The 15,491-nt window shown below is 39.8% G+C and carries 14 protein-coding genes and 2 pseudogenes; 10 read left to right on the top strand and 6 right to left on the bottom strand.

The window, feature by feature from the left end; translation table 11 throughout:
• Positions 1-4 precede the first annotated feature (4 nt).
• The 4 genes and pseudogenes from DYC63_RS05180 to DYC63_RS05165 form a co-directional block, all read right to left on the bottom strand.
• Positions 5-550, bottom strand: a complete 546-nt coding sequence (locus DYC63_RS05180; RefSeq protein WP_172459426.1) for a chorismate-binding protein — start codon at positions 548-550, stop codon at positions 5-7.
• Positions 551-836: 286 nt separating this feature from the next.
• Positions 837-1,604, bottom strand: a pseudogene (locus DYC63_RS13520) (thioesterase II family protein).
• A 120-nt stretch (positions 1,605-1,724) separates the two neighbouring features.
• On the bottom strand, positions 1,725-3,356 hold the full coding sequence (locus DYC63_RS05170; protein WP_115218263.1) for an ATP-binding cassette domain-containing protein: 1,632 nt from the start codon (positions 3,354-3,356) through the stop codon (positions 1,725-1,727).
• Positions 3,356-4,996, bottom strand: a complete 1,641-nt coding sequence (locus DYC63_RS05165; RefSeq protein ID WP_115218262.1) for an ATP-binding cassette domain-containing protein — start codon at positions 4,994-4,996, stop codon at positions 3,356-3,358. Before DYC63_RS05165 ends, DYC63_RS05170 begins: the two co-directional genes overlap by 1 nt.
• A 162-nt stretch (positions 4,997-5,158) precedes the next feature.
• On the opposite strand from DYC63_RS05165, the gene DYC63_RS05160 reads away from it, so the two are divergent.
• From DYC63_RS05160 to DYC63_RS05140, 5 genes are all read left to right on the top strand, one after another.
• The gene (locus DYC63_RS05160) at positions 5,159-5,584 is read left to right on the top strand and encodes a helix-turn-helix domain-containing protein (protein WP_115218261.1); all 426 of its coding nucleotides are present in this window, start codon (positions 5,159-5,161) and stop codon (positions 5,582-5,584) included.
• Between the two features lie 51 nt (positions 5,585-5,635).
• The gene (locus DYC63_RS05155) at positions 5,636-6,181 is read left to right on the top strand and encodes a transposase (protein WP_115218260.1); all 546 of its coding nucleotides are present in this window, start codon (positions 5,636-5,638) and stop codon (positions 6,179-6,181) included.
• Between the two features lie 29 nt (positions 6,182-6,210).
• Complete coding sequence (locus tag DYC63_RS05150; protein ID WP_115218259.1) at positions 6,211-6,894, top strand: hypothetical protein; 684 nt, start codon at positions 6,211-6,213, stop codon at positions 6,892-6,894.
• Positions 6,895-6,957: 63 nt separating this feature from the next.
• Positions 6,958-7,413, top strand: a complete 456-nt coding sequence (locus DYC63_RS05145) for a hypothetical protein (RefSeq protein WP_115218258.1) — start codon at positions 6,958-6,960, stop codon at positions 7,411-7,413.
• Complete coding sequence (locus DYC63_RS05140; RefSeq protein WP_115218257.1) at positions 7,410-7,700, top strand: hypothetical protein; 291 nt, start codon at positions 7,410-7,412, stop codon at positions 7,698-7,700. Before DYC63_RS05145 ends, DYC63_RS05140 begins: the two co-directional genes overlap by 4 nt.
• Here the strand turns inward: DYC63_RS05140 and DYC63_RS13725 are convergent.
• A pseudogene (locus DYC63_RS13725) lies at positions 7,668-8,203 on the bottom strand (transposase). The gene DYC63_RS05140 and the pseudogene DYC63_RS13725 overlap by 33 nt on opposite strands.
• Before the next feature lie 401 nt (positions 8,204-8,604).
• Here DYC63_RS13725 and msrAB point away from each other — a divergent pair.
• The gene (msrAB, locus tag DYC63_RS05130) at positions 8,605-10,335 is read left to right on the top strand and encodes a bifunctional peptide-methionine (S)-S-oxide reductase MsrA/peptide-methionine (R)-S-oxide reductase MsrB (protein ID WP_218564637.1); all 1,731 of its coding nucleotides are present in this window, start codon (positions 8,605-8,607) and stop codon (positions 10,333-10,335) included.
• A 36-nt stretch (positions 10,336-10,371) separates the two neighbouring features.
• Here msrAB and DYC63_RS12590 read toward each other — a convergent pair whose 3' ends face one another.
• A complete protein-coding gene (locus tag DYC63_RS12590; protein ID WP_172459425.1) occupies positions 10,372-10,521 on the bottom strand; it encodes a hypothetical protein in 150 nt (49 codons plus the stop codon).
• Positions 10,522-10,762: 241 nt separating this feature from the next.
• Between DYC63_RS12590 and DYC63_RS05125 the strand changes: the two genes are divergently transcribed.
• From DYC63_RS05125 to DYC63_RS05100, 4 genes are all read left to right on the top strand, one after another.
• Positions 10,763-11,767, top strand: a complete 1,005-nt coding sequence (locus DYC63_RS05125; RefSeq protein ID WP_218564553.1) for a galactose ABC transporter substrate-binding protein — start codon at positions 10,763-10,765, stop codon at positions 11,765-11,767.
• Between the two features lie 146 nt (positions 11,768-11,913).
• Entirely contained in the window at positions 11,914-14,109 is a 2,196-nt protein-coding gene (locus tag DYC63_RS05115) for an ATP-binding protein (RefSeq protein WP_115218256.1), read from the top strand.
• A 10-nt stretch (positions 14,110-14,119) separates the two neighbouring features.
• The gene (locus DYC63_RS05110; protein ID WP_115218255.1) at positions 14,120-14,503 is read left to right on the top strand and encodes a response regulator transcription factor; all 384 of its coding nucleotides are present in this window, start codon (positions 14,120-14,122) and stop codon (positions 14,501-14,503) included.
• Between the two features lie 301 nt (positions 14,504-14,804).
• Positions 14,805-15,323 carry a GNAT family N-acetyltransferase gene (locus DYC63_RS05100; RefSeq protein ID WP_115218254.1) on the top strand — a complete coding sequence of 173 codons (519 nt, stop codon included), beginning with the start codon at positions 14,805-14,807 and terminating at the stop codon, positions 15,321-15,323.
• Positions 15,324-15,491 lie beyond the last annotated feature (168 nt).

Here is a 15,491-nt window from a genome sequence, read left to right as displayed (position 1 = left end):
CGGATTACTTAGAACCAGCTAATGGATTACTATGGATATAATTACCTTGCTTTGATATTAGCAACTCAGGGCTCGCACCAAAAATAAAAAAACAATCTTTTAGAGGTAAAATAAAATTATATGCGTTAGAGTTTTTTTGTAATAAATTCCGAATAAAGCATTCAGGTTGTAATGGTGCCTCAAACCAATAATCAATAGCTTGAGACAGAACAATTTTTTCTAATTTAGTGTTTTGAAATTTCGATTTGCATTTTTCAACAGTATTTTTAAATTTACCCACATCGACTAGAGATTGTTTTTTAAGAAGTTTTGGAACTTTTGAGTCTGTAACATTGCTAAAAAATTTGCTCTTTGAATTTATGTGGTCTTCATAAAAATGAAGTGAACAAGGTTGATTGGTATCAAAAGGTATACAACCAATCATAATAGGATTGCTGTTTTGAACACAACTATGTTTTTTAATATTCAAAAATTTTCTTTCAATATCCTCATGTAATTTCTGCCAATCACTAGCAGGCGTACAGATAGTGCTAATATAATTCAGCCCCAATATATGATGTGCAGGTGTTGAAAAATAGGAATATTTTTATTGTATAAATTTTCCAAAGATAATATGTTGTATATATTCATAATTTTTTGAGAGCTCTAATATGCTTGCTAGTATATAATAATGCCAGTCAGTTAAGAGATTTTAGAGCAATTCTTGAAAACTTTCATTTTTTAAAAGTCGCTATTTATGCGGATATTTATTTTAGAGAAAATCAATTTACCACCAAATTTTTCCTTAACTGACTGGCATTATGCTAGTATATAAGACGTTATTTCCTATAATATTATTACAAATGATAATGATTATCAATATTATTTGTAAGATTATTAATTTTTTTGTAGTTAAGTACCATAAAAGTTAGCTTCTTCAAAAGTTTTTCTCTTTCCTCATGATTAATAAAATAAAAATGTCCTCCATTAAAAGATGTGCAACCTAACCACTGTTCAGTATATTGTTCCCATTCATACATCATATCTACATCTACTATATCAGGGTCATGCTTACCATAAAATACAGCCAAAGGTATGTTAGTTTTTTCAATAGATTCTTTGATTAACTGATTGCTTATCTCAAAATCATGGCGAATGATATGAAGAAAAAATGCTAGAGCATCGCTGTTGTATAAAATTTCATTGGGAAAATTTCCATAACGCTTTAAGTGAAATAAAATTTGCTCATCACTTGGGGGGGGTATGATATTGAAGATGTTGCATTCCTTTATTAATAGGACGACCACTAATTACTATAAACATCAGTTTATCAATGACATGACAATGATAAAGATTAGGCAACACTTTCCAAATTAAAGCACCACCAAGGCTATGACCAAAAATAATATAAGGTAAATCAGAATATTCTGATATATATTTTGAAATTTTGTTTGCCAAATAATTGGAGTCTTTTAATAAAGGCTCATTCATTTTCGAGCCATGACCAGGATAGTCAATAGACACTACATTAATTCTAGAATCTATTGTTTTTTCCAATTAGCGTAGATACTGGCACTACTACCTGCAGGTGGCAAACAAAACAAGTTACATTGTGTATGTTGCAAAGCTATACCTCAAAATAGTTAAGATAAGTAAATGAAAATTATTTAAGGTTTTCCGCTCGTTCTGAGTCTGTCGAAGGGTAGGAAAACCATTATGGTTCGACAAGATCACCAGGAACGGTTTCAAATTGTCCTATTACTTAGGTCATAAATTTTATCAGTCTTCCAAATATCTGATAGGCGATGGGTAACAAAAATAACTGTGGAATTAAGTTTATTTATGTTTTTTACTACCTCAACTTCTGTGCCTTCATCAAGGGCTGAAGTCCCTTCATCTATAATTAAAATAGGGGCATTCTTTATTATAGCTCTTGCTAGTGCTACCCTTTGACGTTCGCCACCAGATAACGCTGTTCCCTGCCTACCTACATGGTAATAGATACCGTCAGGAGAACGTTGAATCAGGTCTGTCAAAGCTACTTGCTTTGCAACATTCTCAATTTCTTCATCTGTGGCCTGTGGCTTTCCAATACGAATATTTTCAGCCAATGTACCTGTAAAAATAATAGGTTCTTGTGGCACGTAAGCAATATGTTTGACAAGTTCATCATAGGGAAATTCTGATAATCGAATACCACCCAAACAAATATATCCTTCTTTTGGATCATCAAAACGTAGTATTAATTCAAGTAAAGTGCTTTTACCACTGCCACTTTTACCTGTAATTTGGAGATGGGTTTGGTAGGGGATAATAAGATTGATATTGCTTAGGATTGGTGAGTGGTTTACTTGATGGATGGTAATTTCAAATTTCTTTCTATCTTCAAGTGTTTGATAGGTACTTAAAGTGTGCGATACAACTGTATTATCAGGTTCATTCAATGACGGTATATAATATAATTGGCTATATTCTGAGAATAAATGTTTTATGTCATTAATACTGAAAGTAGCGGTAGCCAATTGTTCAAGGGGAGCTGCCGCCCTTGTAATAAGCACAATTATAGCTAAGATTTGTGTCTCTATTCTGACACCTGCAAACCATAAATAACCAATTAAACCTGCAGTCGGGAGTACACTAGCAAATAATGAAATACCTGTTGCTAGAGCTGCTATTGAATTAATACGGCTAAAACTATCACTTTGACGTAGCCATTCATTTTTCAATGGTTGCACAGCTCCATCTATGCCTTTAGATGTTCGTAGCAGCTCAATGTGTTCTACGAAATTAAGTATTGATTGATTAGTAAGCAATTCAAGTTGATTCCGATTTTTATCTACCCTTAATAAAAGAAACTGACCATACCATTGTAGAGCAAATGAGAAAAAAAGCAGACCAAATGCCCAAATTGCAACTGTTTTTTCTGTCAACCACCCTAAACTTACGATCAAAAACAACGCTAAACTTGGTGAATGAATAAACATTTGTAACTGATGGGCGGGAATGCTCATAAATTGAGGGATACTTTTTCCCGCCATACTTGCAACTTTAGTGCGGTTGGCTTGATTAAGCCATGATAGTTTGGCAGAAGCTAATGCTGTTCCCAAGCCTTGATATAAATCACCTGCGAGCCTAACACCTGTCAAGTAACCCTGCCGACTCACTAAAACAGTAAGTAATACGGCTATAGTAGCAGACACAAGCACATTAAAAGGTGATAAATTATTCAAGATTGAAAATGACAATACCGTATAAGCAATTGCTTCTGCTAAAGCGACCGACAGCCATCCAATACTAACAACTAATAATCGCTTATGAGCAAGTGGTGGCAAAGAAATAACGATATATCGAAAAAATTTGTGTATAGAGCTAAACATTAACAGATAACCTTTTTATTTTGCTTGATAGGCGTATAACCACCTAAATTTATGTGGTTATCTGCACTAGCTATAATTGTTTTATCATGTGTTACTACGATTAAAGTTTTGTTGTTGGTGATAATATGAGTACGTAATTCATTCATCAATTGGTGAGCATTATCAGCATCTAATGCACTAGTTGGTTCATCTAGCAAAATAATATGGGCATTTGAAAGAAATGTTTTGGCAACACATAGACGTTGACGTTCACCGCCTGATAATAGGTGAACTGGACTATCTAATTGAACGTCAAGTCTAACTCTATTTAGAGCCAAGGTAAGCATGTCATCTGTCACTGAATCATTAACCATTTTTAAATTATCCTTAACCGTTAAAGGTATGATATCGCCACCTTGAGGAATAAACAAAATAACTTCTTGACGACTTTGGCTATCTATTGTCAAAAGTGGATAGTCATTAATATAGACCGTTCCCTTAGTTAGAGGTTCAAACCCTGCTAGTACTTGTAATAGCATGGTTTTACCTGTACCACTTGGTGCAGTAATGGCAGTCATAGTTCTAGGTACGAATTGGTAACTAAGATTTTCAAATAATATTCTGTCTTGAAAGATTAATTGACCCTGAACAATATGAACCTTGCAAGCCTTTGATAAGTCACCAATAACAGATTCTTTACCCATATCTAAAATTGGTTGATTTAAGAAATGAATTAATCGCTGAGCAGAATTTTTTGCAGTAGCAACATAGTCTAAGCCATGACCTAACTTAAGTGCAGGAGTGACAAATGCCAAGCTAAAAAACAAGGTTGCTGCCAAAGTTGAAGTGTCGTAGTCGTAAGCAACCACATAGGCAATGGCGAAAGTTGCTATAGCTTGTAACAAAGATACCGCTAGCCCAGCCATGGTTGCGACTTTACTCACCCACATGACCATATTTTGACTAAATGTCATCGTTGCATGGTCATAGTTTTTTAATGCAAATGATTGACCTTGCCAACCATTAAATATTCGATGGACACGAATACCTCGTGTGTAGTCATCCACCGCCGTGATAATATCTCCCATGACTTGCATTCGAGCTGTACCATCACGGGCTGTTACTCTGGGCACAATAACAAGGTAATATAATGATGCAAGAATCGCTGGTAATAAAACCCATAAAGATTGCCATCCAACCATTGTTAGTAACAAGGAAATTGACAATATTGGTACGATAAAAAATGCTACCAATTCATTTGGCAAATGTGCCAATAGATGATGTAAACTATCAATGTCTTCTTTAATTAACTTTTTTAAGTCATTATTGTCTTGAATAGCTAACCTACTTGCAGGCAGTCTTACCATGTGTTCAATGATAAGTTGACGCATCGTAATTGAGAAAGTTGCCTCAGCAGAATGGGAAATATAAGATACCAATCCTGTAGATACTGCCCCTATAAACCACAATACCACACTAACTATTAACCAATAAAGATGCTTATTAGCTATCAGCTTAACAATGCTCCAGAATCCTAGTACCATAGCCACGCCACTAATGCAAGCAAATAAAACACTCAAAAATAATTTTATTCTTAATGGATATAAAATAGGCTTAATTTTCGGATTCGTTAAAATTTCATATAAGTTGTTAGCTTTCATAGGTCGCTATCACAGTCGAAAGAGGATTGGTTTTGTAAATCATTAACAATATCCATAATTACGCTATCAATTTGGTGAGTGTCTTTGTGATGAGGCAATATAAGTAATCCGCCAAATTAATGTTATGATATTATCAACTACCCATTATAACATTAAACACAAATGAAAATCAACACCATTGAACTAACAGACACTCAAAAACAAGCACTTGAGCAAGGCTACAAACTAGGCGAAACAGCAGTCTATCGACAACGATGTCATCTCATCCTACTCAAAAGCCAAGGCTACAAAGCTAAAGATATAGCCAACATACTAGACACCAACATCCAAAGTGTCTATAACTGGGTCAAACGCTATCGTGAACATGGCATACAAGGGTTACAGACTAAACCAGGACAAGGCAGAAAAGCCATACTCACCCATGAGCATGAACAAATCGTCAAAGACTGTATTAGCCGAGAACGCCAACGAGTTAAACTCATTATGGATGAACTCACTGAGCAAACAGGTAAACAATTTAGCCAACGCACCCTTGAGCGTTTTTTAAAAGTATTGGCTACACCTACAAACGCATCCGAATGCGACTAAAAGGGCAATGTCACCTAAAACTATACCAACTTAAAAAAACAGCAACTTGCCATACTTGAGAACTTAAGCCAAAACAGCGACATCGACCTGTATTATGGTGATGAAACCAAAATCAGTCAAACAGGCTATGTACCCTATGGTTGGCAACACAAGGATGAAAACATCAGCATTCCTGTGCAATGGGGTAAAGGTATTAACTGTTTTGGCTTACTCTCAAGAACCATGCAGTTTCACTACCAACTAAGCGAAACGAATATGATGGCTAATGATATACTTACCTTTATTGATGAGATATCATTAAAAATTAACAAATACACGGTACTTGTATTAGATAATGCCAGAGTCCATACTGCCAAAGTGATTCAAAAGCGCTTAAAGATTTGGCAACAGCGTGGTTTGTTTATCTTTTATTTACCGCCTTACAGCCCACAGCTTAATATCATTGAGCGTCTGTGGAAAGAGATAAAACAAGGCTGGCTTAGACCGTGTGATTATGTCGATTTCGATTCACTGCGTTACGGTGTAAATCGTGTTTTTGCTAATATCGGTTCAACGTTAAACTTGAACTTTAAACAGTTTAATAATGTAATTATTTAATTTTGTCGGATTACTTAGAGGTAAAAAATATGTCAGATACAGCATTGATAGCATTACAAAACAAGATTAAAGAAAAACAAGATCAAGACCCATATATTGCGGCAAAGATTGCTTCGCCTGCAATTTTATCAAAAGTTCAATCTTATTTAGCGGATGACAAAGAAGTGAACGTAGAAACTGTTTTTGCAACATTGGGTTCATTAGCAGGATATGCATGTCAACAGAGTGCTTTATTAAATCTAAAAAATAACGACGAAGTTGCTCAAGACTCTATAATGAGTGTTAATGATAGAAATGGTAATACTTATTTATATGGAAGGGCTATAAATAGACCATTGATTGAAAATAGTTTTTCAATTTGGTCATTAGTGGGTGGTGCAGTCCAATCTTATAACGAAAATTTACCTGATATCGATGAAATGGTTACACATACAACTGAATCCATTGGAACACTTGAGTTTGGTAAACCCCGTTTACCTAGAGGACTTTTAGTACCCTACTTACCAAAAGAGTTATTAAAATTCTGGTTACCAATTAAGCTTGAAATTTTAGATGTATTACCTGTTCCTACTAATGATTGGGGAGTTGCTTTTGGACTTGCTATTCAAAGTTTCATAGATCAATCAAAAAGTGTATTAGCTCCAAGTATTGCAGCGAAGGTAGTTATGGAATGTGCGATACCAATGAGCAAGATAACTATGAAAATTAGCTAGCTACAATCAATATCTAACTTAAGTTTTTAAAAAATAAACAATTAAATTACAGAAAGAGTATTTATGAATTATGTAAATGTTGAAATCCCACAAGAAAATCGAGTTCTCTATGAAGTTCAATATGGTTTTCTTAAAAAGTTTTTTAATGTAAGAAATTTAACAATTGATGAAAAAGAACACAGTTTACTTTTCTTGGAAAAGAAGGAAAGGCAAGACATGTATTCAGATGATCTTGAGAAAAAATATGGTGAGTATTTAAGGCGTTGGTTTATATTTTTTTTCAGTGACTCTCTTATTCGAGTTGAAACTATAACTCCTAAAGCTAAATTCAATAAAGAACAAACATACTATTTCATAGTTAGAAATGTGGAGTTGTTAAATACAAGTAAATTTGATAAGAATATCTTTATCAACACGTTTACTAAAGCAATGAATGTTAATCGTGGATCAGGGATTTACTTAGATCCTAAAGCATCTGAATACAAATTTGAAATTGATTTTTCGGAGATGAGTCTATGAAGTCTTATACAGATATTGATTTAAAAAATGCAGAAAATGATTTGTTAGAAAGAACTCAAAATAAGGAAGGACAGATACTCCGTGAAGAATTAACTAAGTTTATTAATGAACAATCAGTTCATGTAGACGGTAAAACAACTGTACTTTGGGCGGGTTTTTATGATCAAGCGTCTGCAATTGCAAATACAGATAATGGAAATATCCGTATTTTAAATAAAACCTTAGCAAACGATATACTAGGGTCTATTGAACATTCATATCTTAAGCCATTGATAAACAAAGGCTAGAGCCACATTATTTTCAAAGTTTCTTTTTAGCTTATCAAAGCGTGTGGCAATCGCTCGATAATCTTTAATTTTGCAAAAAGCGTTTTCAACTAAATGCCGAAACTTGTATAAATACCAGTCCATATGGTCATTGGATTGCTTACTATAGTCGGAGAAGTGAAAAAGTAGTACAAGGCGGCGAGCCGCAGACAGTACAAAAGCGTACGGCAAGGCGAGCCAACGCCGTAATACTTTTTCAATTCTTTGACTATATGTTGATGGGCTTTGATGTGGCTATCATCAATAAAGACCCATTCCATGTCTGGTTGGTTTATTACTTTGTTAAACAGTAAAATGAGCTTGTTATTGGCTGACCAACGGTTGAAGGCTTTGTAAACTGTATTGTGTTTCCCAAAATATTTGGGTAGGTCTCGCCATGGTAAGCCTACTCGCATTCGATACAATACACCTTCTACAGTCTTTCGTAAGTTGGGTTTGTCATACAAACCAATTTCAAGTGAAATGGGTTTAAGTCTTTTATATTGCTTATCATTTAGCGCTTATCATTTAGCATGAGTCTGGGCTTAGTCATAGCGAGTAGTTCTCTTTTTGGGTTAGAGCTTAAAGTGTACTATCTCGCTATTTTTTTGACAAAATTTTCTTTTTCAATGTTCAACACGCCCTAACATTGCTAGAAAAACATCGTCAGAAAAACATCGTTATAAAAAACATTTGCCAACATCAATCACAACACAAATGACCACACAAACAACTTGGCAACCATTGGACAGTTCGTTTATCATGATGAATGCCATTGAGCGAATGCCACTGACGCATTGACGCATTAAGGTACATTTTTTTACGGCAAGTTTTGTCATGTGAGGAATTTATGAACACCCCCATCAAGCATACCATGAGCCATATCATGAACCATGTTACTAAAAATCATGCGGCTAAGGGCAGTATTGCCCTTATCAGCGTGTTGTTGTCCGCTTGTGGGCAAATGAGCAACGCTCACGACAATGTGACGAATGGCGATGCGGTTACTCACAGTGACATGGCAGGTAAAACAGACAGCAAAGACATGTTGCCATCTAAAACGCTCAAAAACTTGTCTGCCTTGCCACAAATTACCGCTCATTTGGGTGAAACAGGCAAGCAAGTCATTGATGCCGATAAACCCACCTTGGTGAAGTTTTGGGCGAGTTGGTGCCCACTGTGCTTGGGGACTTTGGCAGAAACCCAAGACTGGCGACAAGACCCTGCCTTTGCAGGGCTGAACATCATCACCGTGGCAAGCCCCAGCCATTTAAATGAAAAACCTGCTGATGAGTTTCGCCAGTGGTATGCTGGCGTGCAGGGGGATTATCCTAAATTGCCAGTGCTGCTTGATGATTCAGGGGAGCTGATTGCTCGTCTTGGCGTGCAAGTGTATCCAAGTTGGGCGATTTTGGATAAAAAAGGCAATTTGGTGCGTCTGATAAAAGGCAACCTGACCACTGAGCAAGCCCAAGCGTTGGCGGCAAATGCAGATAAGGATTTTGCTGATTTAAAGGGCAAAAATACCCCCAGCGTGGTTGCCAATGCCAAACCAGTCTCATCAGCCAAAGCGTTTTATAAAGCCGATGGTTCGCCCATACGCACTAAAACCATTTATTTGGCAGGCGGTTGTTTTTGGGGCGTGGAAGCTTATATGGAGCGGATAGATGGTGTGGTTGATGCCGTGTCAGGCTATGCCAATGGCAATACCGACAACCCAAGTTATGAGCAAGTCATCGCAGGTTCGGGTCATGCAGAGACAGTTAAGGTAACTTATGACAGTGATAAAATTGACTTAGCAACTTTACTGGCATACTATTTTCGAGTGATTGACCCCACCAGTGTCAACAAGCAAGGCAACGACCGTGGTGTGCAGTACCGCACAGGCATCTATTATCCTAAAGACAGCACAGTAGAAGATAAAGCCGTCATTACCAACGCTCTGGCACAATTACAGAACAAGCACAAATCCTCCATCGTGGTAGAAAATTTGCCACTACGAAATTTTACCCAAGCAGAAGATTATCATCAAGATTATCTGAGTAAAAACCCCAATGGTTATTGTCATATTGATATCAGCTTGGCAGATGATGCCCTACCGACCGAACCATCGCAGAGCTTAGCACCTGCCAACAGCATTGAACAAGCTCTTGACCCCAAGCGGTATCAGACATATAAAGACAAAAATCTTAAAAACACACTCAGCAAAGCCCAATACAACATCACCCAAAATGGGGGTACAGAACGGGCATTTAGCCATGAATATGACCACTTATTTGCCCCTGGTATTTATGTCGATGTGGTCAGTGGTGAGCCATTATTTTTGTCCACAGACAAATACAATTCAGGGTGTGGCTGGCCAAGTTTTACCAAACCGATTGCCCCACAGGTCATCACCCAGCACAACGACACCAGCTATAACATGATACGCACAGAAGTTCGCTCACGAGTGGCAGACTCCCATTTAGGGCATGTGTTCCCTGATGGTCCTAAAGATAAGGGAGGCTTACGCTATTGTATCAATGGCGGTGCGTTGCAGTTTATTCCTGTGGATAAAATGCAGCAATCAGGCTATGGTGTGTTTGTGCCAAAAATTAAGATGAACAATGAAAACTAAGATGAAAAATTAAACATCGGTTCATAAACAGCCCACTCAAACGCCCACAGTTCCCCACATACCCACTTGCCACATGCCCACTTGGTTGGCGTTGCTATTGACGTTAGCCATGGTGATGCTGTTTTTGCTGTTGATGGGTTGGCGAGTGTGGCGTGGTTTTGCAGGTGGTTTGCCAACGTGGCTCACCACCGCCAGTAGTTTGTTGTTGATCAACTAATCAGCTTGTTTCATGACCTTTTTCTGCGTGGCTCACCAACGCCAGTAGTTTGTTGTTGATGGAGAGTGGGTTTGCTTTAATTACAAAAGAAAATCCGTAAGCAAGTATCCTGGGCTATCCGTGATTTTAATATGAGGCAGATTCAAATATGAAGTGCAACGCACCCTAAAACCCTGTTTTTATTTTCAGATCTTACAATAAGGAGACTTAATGAACCAATATTGCCTGCCTTTAGGGCTTGCGATTACCCTATGTGCCGCCTGCTCCCAATCGGAAGAACAAGCAAATACCGCCTACCCCGCAAGCACTGTCGGCGTTTCAATGAGCGCAACCGAAACGAACGCTTTTTTTAAAGACATGTACCAATCTTTTGAGCAAGCCGGCAAAGAACAGCCTGCGCTCAAATTACTACTGCAACAAGCCAATAATGATCAAAACCTGCAATACCAACAGCTTGACGGCATGATTGCCCAAGGTGCGAAAGCCTTAGTCGTCAATTTGGTGGACGTCTCTGCAGGACAAGAATTCGTCAATAAATATTGTGCCAAAGGCATTCCCGTGGTTTATATCAACCGCAACCCCGGCGATAAAAATCTTGCCGGCTGCCATAACAGCTATTTCGTTGACGGCGACGCGGCTTTAGCCGGCGTTATTCAAGGCCTGCAAGTGCTCAAACATTGGAATGCCAATCCTCAATGGGATAAAAACCAAGACGGCGTGATTGCCTATGCTTTATTGGAAGGCATTCCCAACCATGCCGGCGCCATGGCACGTACCAAATGGTCGGTAGGTACGATGCAAAACTATCCCGCCCTCGGTTTGCCGGTACAGAAAATCTTCCAAGAAACCGCTCTATTTCGCCGCGACAAAGCGGCAGAAGTGGTGGAAAACTGGATACAATCGCCCGAATTCAATCAAATAGAAATCTTGCTCGCCAATAACGACAATATGGCGATCGGCGCGATTGATGCCTTGAAAAAACACAATATTTCACTGCCTGTTTTCGGCATTGACGGCGGCGCCATCGGTAAAGACATGGTACGTGCCGGTGATATGGTGGCAACCGTATTTAATGATTACGACAATCAGGCCAGAACCGCCTTGCGCTTAGCCGCGAATTTAGCCGCCGGCGAAGAGGCGATGAAAGGCATTGATTATCGTATGGAATACAAAGTAATAAATGTTCCCTATCAAGACCCCGAAGCCGGTAAATAAAGATATTTGGAGAGATTGATGTTTCAACACACAGAGCGACACATAAAGCGTCGCTCTGTGTGTTGCCCTGAATTGGAAGAGGTTACACCTCTCCCACAAGATTATCCTCCCTAAAGGGAGGGGTTTCAACCAGTAAGGAAATTTTGATGAAAGCCACAACCAAAAAACCGTTTAAATATCGCAAGTATTTATCCCTCATTATTTTAGTCGTCATGTTTCTGCTGCTGACGATTTCGACCTTATTGCTGAACTATCTATTCGCCGCACGCTTTGCCCAATTGGCTCAAGCGCTTGATGTTTCCGGACAACAAGGGACAATTACGCAACAATTATCCAAAAACCTCTACGATATTAATCTATACATTCAAGAAGCCTTGGCGCAAAAAGCCCCGCTCTCTCAAACGGCGCAGCGGGAAGTCAAGCTAGAGGAATTACCGCAAATTGCCATTTATAAGATTGCGGAAATTCAGGCGCAGCGTGATTTATTTACTCAAGGCTTAGCGGCATTCCAAAGAGGTGGCAGCATCAGCGGCACAGACGGCAACAACGTAAATCTATCTCCTGCCGACAATCCTGCGGCGGTAAAAAGCTTGGCGGAAACCCAGAAGATTTGGACGCCTTATCTGGGTTTGCTCGATAACTTCATTCGCGATACGCAAAAAGGCGTGGTATCGGAGCAAACCAGTAACTATCTGGTCGATTATTCGCGCCTGTATAATCAGGCATTATTGACCGAAGCCAATCACCTATCCGCCGCCTTGGATACGGAAATTGCCAAACAATCCAAATTATCCGAACAAATTCAATTGGGCGGCTTGGTTTTGGCATTTCTCTTATTCTTCTTCATCGTCTTCGGCGCTCTGCGTCAATTACTGCAAGGCGACAGCCGCTTAGCCATTGCCCGTCAGCAGACCACCGATATTTTGGATACGGTAAATGAAGGCTTATTCCTGATTGACAAAGAATTGGTGATTTCCGACGAATATTCGCGCAGCTTGGAATCGATTTTGCAGAAAAAAGATCTGCAAGGCAAAACCTTATTAGAAATTTTGCAGGGCTCGATTTCAGAAGCGGATTTGAACAATGCCAAATTATTCGTCGATCAGCTATATAACGCTTGGGTAGTGGAAGAATTAATCCAAGATTTAAATCCCTTAAAGCAAATTAAGACCAATATTTTGGCAGACGACGGCACGGTAAAAACCAAATATCTGGATTTCAACTTCTTGCGCATCAACAATGGGCAAAACGATGAAGTGAATAAGGTATTTGTCAGCGTGATCGATGTAACCGAAGCGGTGCTTTTGGAAAGAAACCTTGAAAAAGTAAGAGAACAGCATGACCGCGAATTGGAAATGATCGGCACTATTTTATCCATCGATCAACAGCATTTATTGTCATTCATTGCCAATACCAAGCAAAGAATCGATAAGATGAACGAAGTCTTAAAACAAAAAGTGCATGGACGCATGGGTTTGCGCGATAAAAACAATCTGCTCTTTCGCGAAATGCACAGTCTGAAAGGCGACGCTTCGGCTTTGGGCTTGGAAGGCTTTGTTAATGCGGCGGAAAGACAGGAAGAGCTCTTAAAAGAATTGCAACAGCGTACCAATCTGAGCGGCAATGACTTCCTGTCCTTTACCGTAAACTTGGAAGAAATGCTGGAATTAAACCAATTCATCAGCAATTTGATCGAACGCCTGCGCATCATGGGCCGCAGCATGAACCATGCCGAAGAAGGCACCAATACCTCCGCAAATCTGCAGGCAGACAAAGCCATTGCGCAGACGCATTGGAAAGTCTATTTCGAACAGTATGCGCAAAACATTGCCCAACGCTACGGCAAACAGGTACGTCTGCAATGCGAAGGCTTCGACGAAGTCTATGCGCAAGACGAGCAATTCACGGTTTATAAAGATATTGCCGTCCAGCTTTTGAAAAATGCGATTGCGCACGGCATCGAAATGCCCGAAGTGCGCGAGGCGGCGGGCAAACCGGCGCAAGGCACGATCAAGCTCTTGCTGCGTAACAACGCCAAAGGAGAATTGTGCTTAGGTATTGAAGATGACGGACAAGGCATTCAATTGGATCAATTGCGGCAAAAAGCGGTAGAAGCCGGTTTGGCAAGCGCCGCCTCGGCGCAGCAGATGTCCGAACAGGCGCTGTACGGCATCATGATGACCTCCGGCATTTCCACCGCCAAACAGCAAACCCAAGATGCCGGACGCGGCGTAGGTATGGATATTGTGGCGGATTTGATAAAATCCGCGCAGGGCAAATTAAGCGTAACTAGCAAGGAAAATCAGTTCACCAGAATGGTGGCGATTTTTCCTTCAAATTAGAGGATAAAATATGGCATATACCTTAATGGTTGTTGATGACTCCAATATCATCCGTAATCGAATCACCAGAAGTTTTGCTGATTCGGACATTCAAATCGTCGCCTCTGCCAAAGACGGCGAAGAAGCGGTAGCAAAATTCGATCAATTCCGCCCCGATTTGGTCACCATGGATTTAACCATGCCGCATATGGACGGTTTGGAATGTATCAAACAGTTAGTGGCAAAAGGAACGGGCGTGAGCATTTTAGTCGTCTCCGCCCTCTCTGACAAAGCCACCGCTTTATTGGCTTTGCAATATGGTGCGCGAGGATTTATTTGCAAACCTTTTAATGAAAATGACATTAAAACGGCTTTGGAAAGAATGATTGCCATGCAGGAAAAAGCGAAAAAATAAAGCGCTGACAAGAAAAAAGAGCGGTCACACTGTGCCGCTCTTTTTTCTTGTCTTTATATAGTCTCTTAACTTCAAAATAAGATTATTCTAAGCGCTTCTCCTGACAAAATGTGTATCTCTAAGTCTCATTTTGAAGTTAAGGTACTATATTATTTTCGGAGAAGTGTTTCAACACGTAGAGCGACACATAAAGCGTCGCTCTACGTGTTGCCCTGAATTGGAAGAGCTTACACCTCTCCCACAAGATTATCCTCCCTAAAGGGAGGGGTTTCAACCAGTAAGGAAATTTTGATAAACACATATGAATCCTTGGACAATCCGCACCGCAGAAGAAAGCGACGTCGCCGCCATTACGCGCATCTACAATCATTATTCCCTACACTCCGTCATCAGCTTTGACGACAGCCCGCAATCCGAAGCGCAGAAACTCGCGCAAATGCGCAGCATTCTTGCCCATGGCGAATATCTGATTGCCGAAATGCAAGGCAAACTTATCGGCTATGCCTATGCCAAACCGTGGATGGAGCGCCCTGCCTATGCGCACAGTTTTGAAAGCACGATTTATTTGGACGCCGAACGCTCGGTAGAACGCTGCCGCGGCTTGGGCGCCGCCTTATATCAAGCCTTGATAGACAAACTTGCCGCGCGCGGTGATGTGCATGTCTTAATCGCCAATCTGACCTTGGGCAACCGTCCCAGCGAAGCCCTGCATGAGAAATTGGGCTTTCGCAAAATCGCCGAATTTCCCGAAGTCGGCTTTAAATTCGGACGTTGGCTGGGCATTCAATATTATGCCTACTATTTCCCCAAGCCATTATAGTCAAAGAATTGAAAAAGTATTACGGCGTTGACTCGCCTTGCCCTACGCTCTTGTACTGTCTGCGGCTCGCCGCCTTGTACTACTTTTTCACTTCTCCGAAATAGACGCAGCATAAAGCCGCTCTATCTATGGCGATTTATGATACCTTAGCCGCTTTTGCCGCTAGGC

Origin of the sequence: Suttonella indologenes, assembly GCF_900460215.1 — a bacterium.
GTDB lineage: Bacteria > Pseudomonadota > Gammaproteobacteria > Cardiobacteriales > Cardiobacteriaceae > Suttonella > Suttonella indologenes.
Note: the sequence above shows the minus strand (reverse complement) of the source record. Positions and strands in the feature narration are given on the sequence as shown.

Excerpts from the sequence above, each read along its gene's own strand:
- DYC63_RS05170 (WP_115218263.1), bottom strand. The coding sequence starts at position 3,356 with ATGTTTAGCTCTATACACAAATTTTTTCGATATATCGTTATTTCTTTG.
- DYC63_RS05165 (WP_115218262.1), bottom strand. The coding sequence starts at position 4,996 with ATGAAAGCTAACAACTTATATGAAATTTTAACGAATCCGAAAATTAAG.
- DYC63_RS05160 (WP_115218261.1), top strand. The coding sequence starts at position 5,159 with ATGAAAATCAACACCATTGAACTAACAGACACTCAAAAACAAGCACTT.
- DYC63_RS05150 (WP_115218259.1), top strand. The coding sequence starts at position 6,211 with ATGTCAGATACAGCATTGATAGCATTACAAAACAAGATTAAAGAAAAA.
- DYC63_RS05145 (WP_115218258.1), top strand. The coding sequence starts at position 6,958 with ATGAATTATGTAAATGTTGAAATCCCACAAGAAAATCGAGTTCTCTAT.
- DYC63_RS05140 (WP_115218257.1), top strand. The coding sequence starts at position 7,410 with ATGAAGTCTTATACAGATATTGATTTAAAAAATGCAGAAAATGATTTG.
- msrAB (WP_218564637.1), top strand. The coding sequence starts at position 8,605 with ATGAACCATGTTACTAAAAATCATGCGGCTAAGGGCAGTATTGCCCTT.
- DYC63_RS05125 (WP_218564553.1), top strand. The coding sequence starts at position 10,763 with ATGAACCAATATTGCCTGCCTTTAGGGCTTGCGATTACCCTATGTGCC.
- DYC63_RS05115 (WP_115218256.1), top strand. The coding sequence starts at position 11,914 with ATGAAAGCCACAACCAAAAAACCGTTTAAATATCGCAAGTATTTATCC.
- DYC63_RS05110 (WP_115218255.1), top strand. The coding sequence starts at position 14,120 with ATGGCATATACCTTAATGGTTGTTGATGACTCCAATATCATCCGTAAT.
- DYC63_RS05100 (WP_115218254.1), top strand. The coding sequence starts at position 14,805 with ATGAATCCTTGGACAATCCGCACCGCAGAAGAAAGCGACGTCGCCGCC.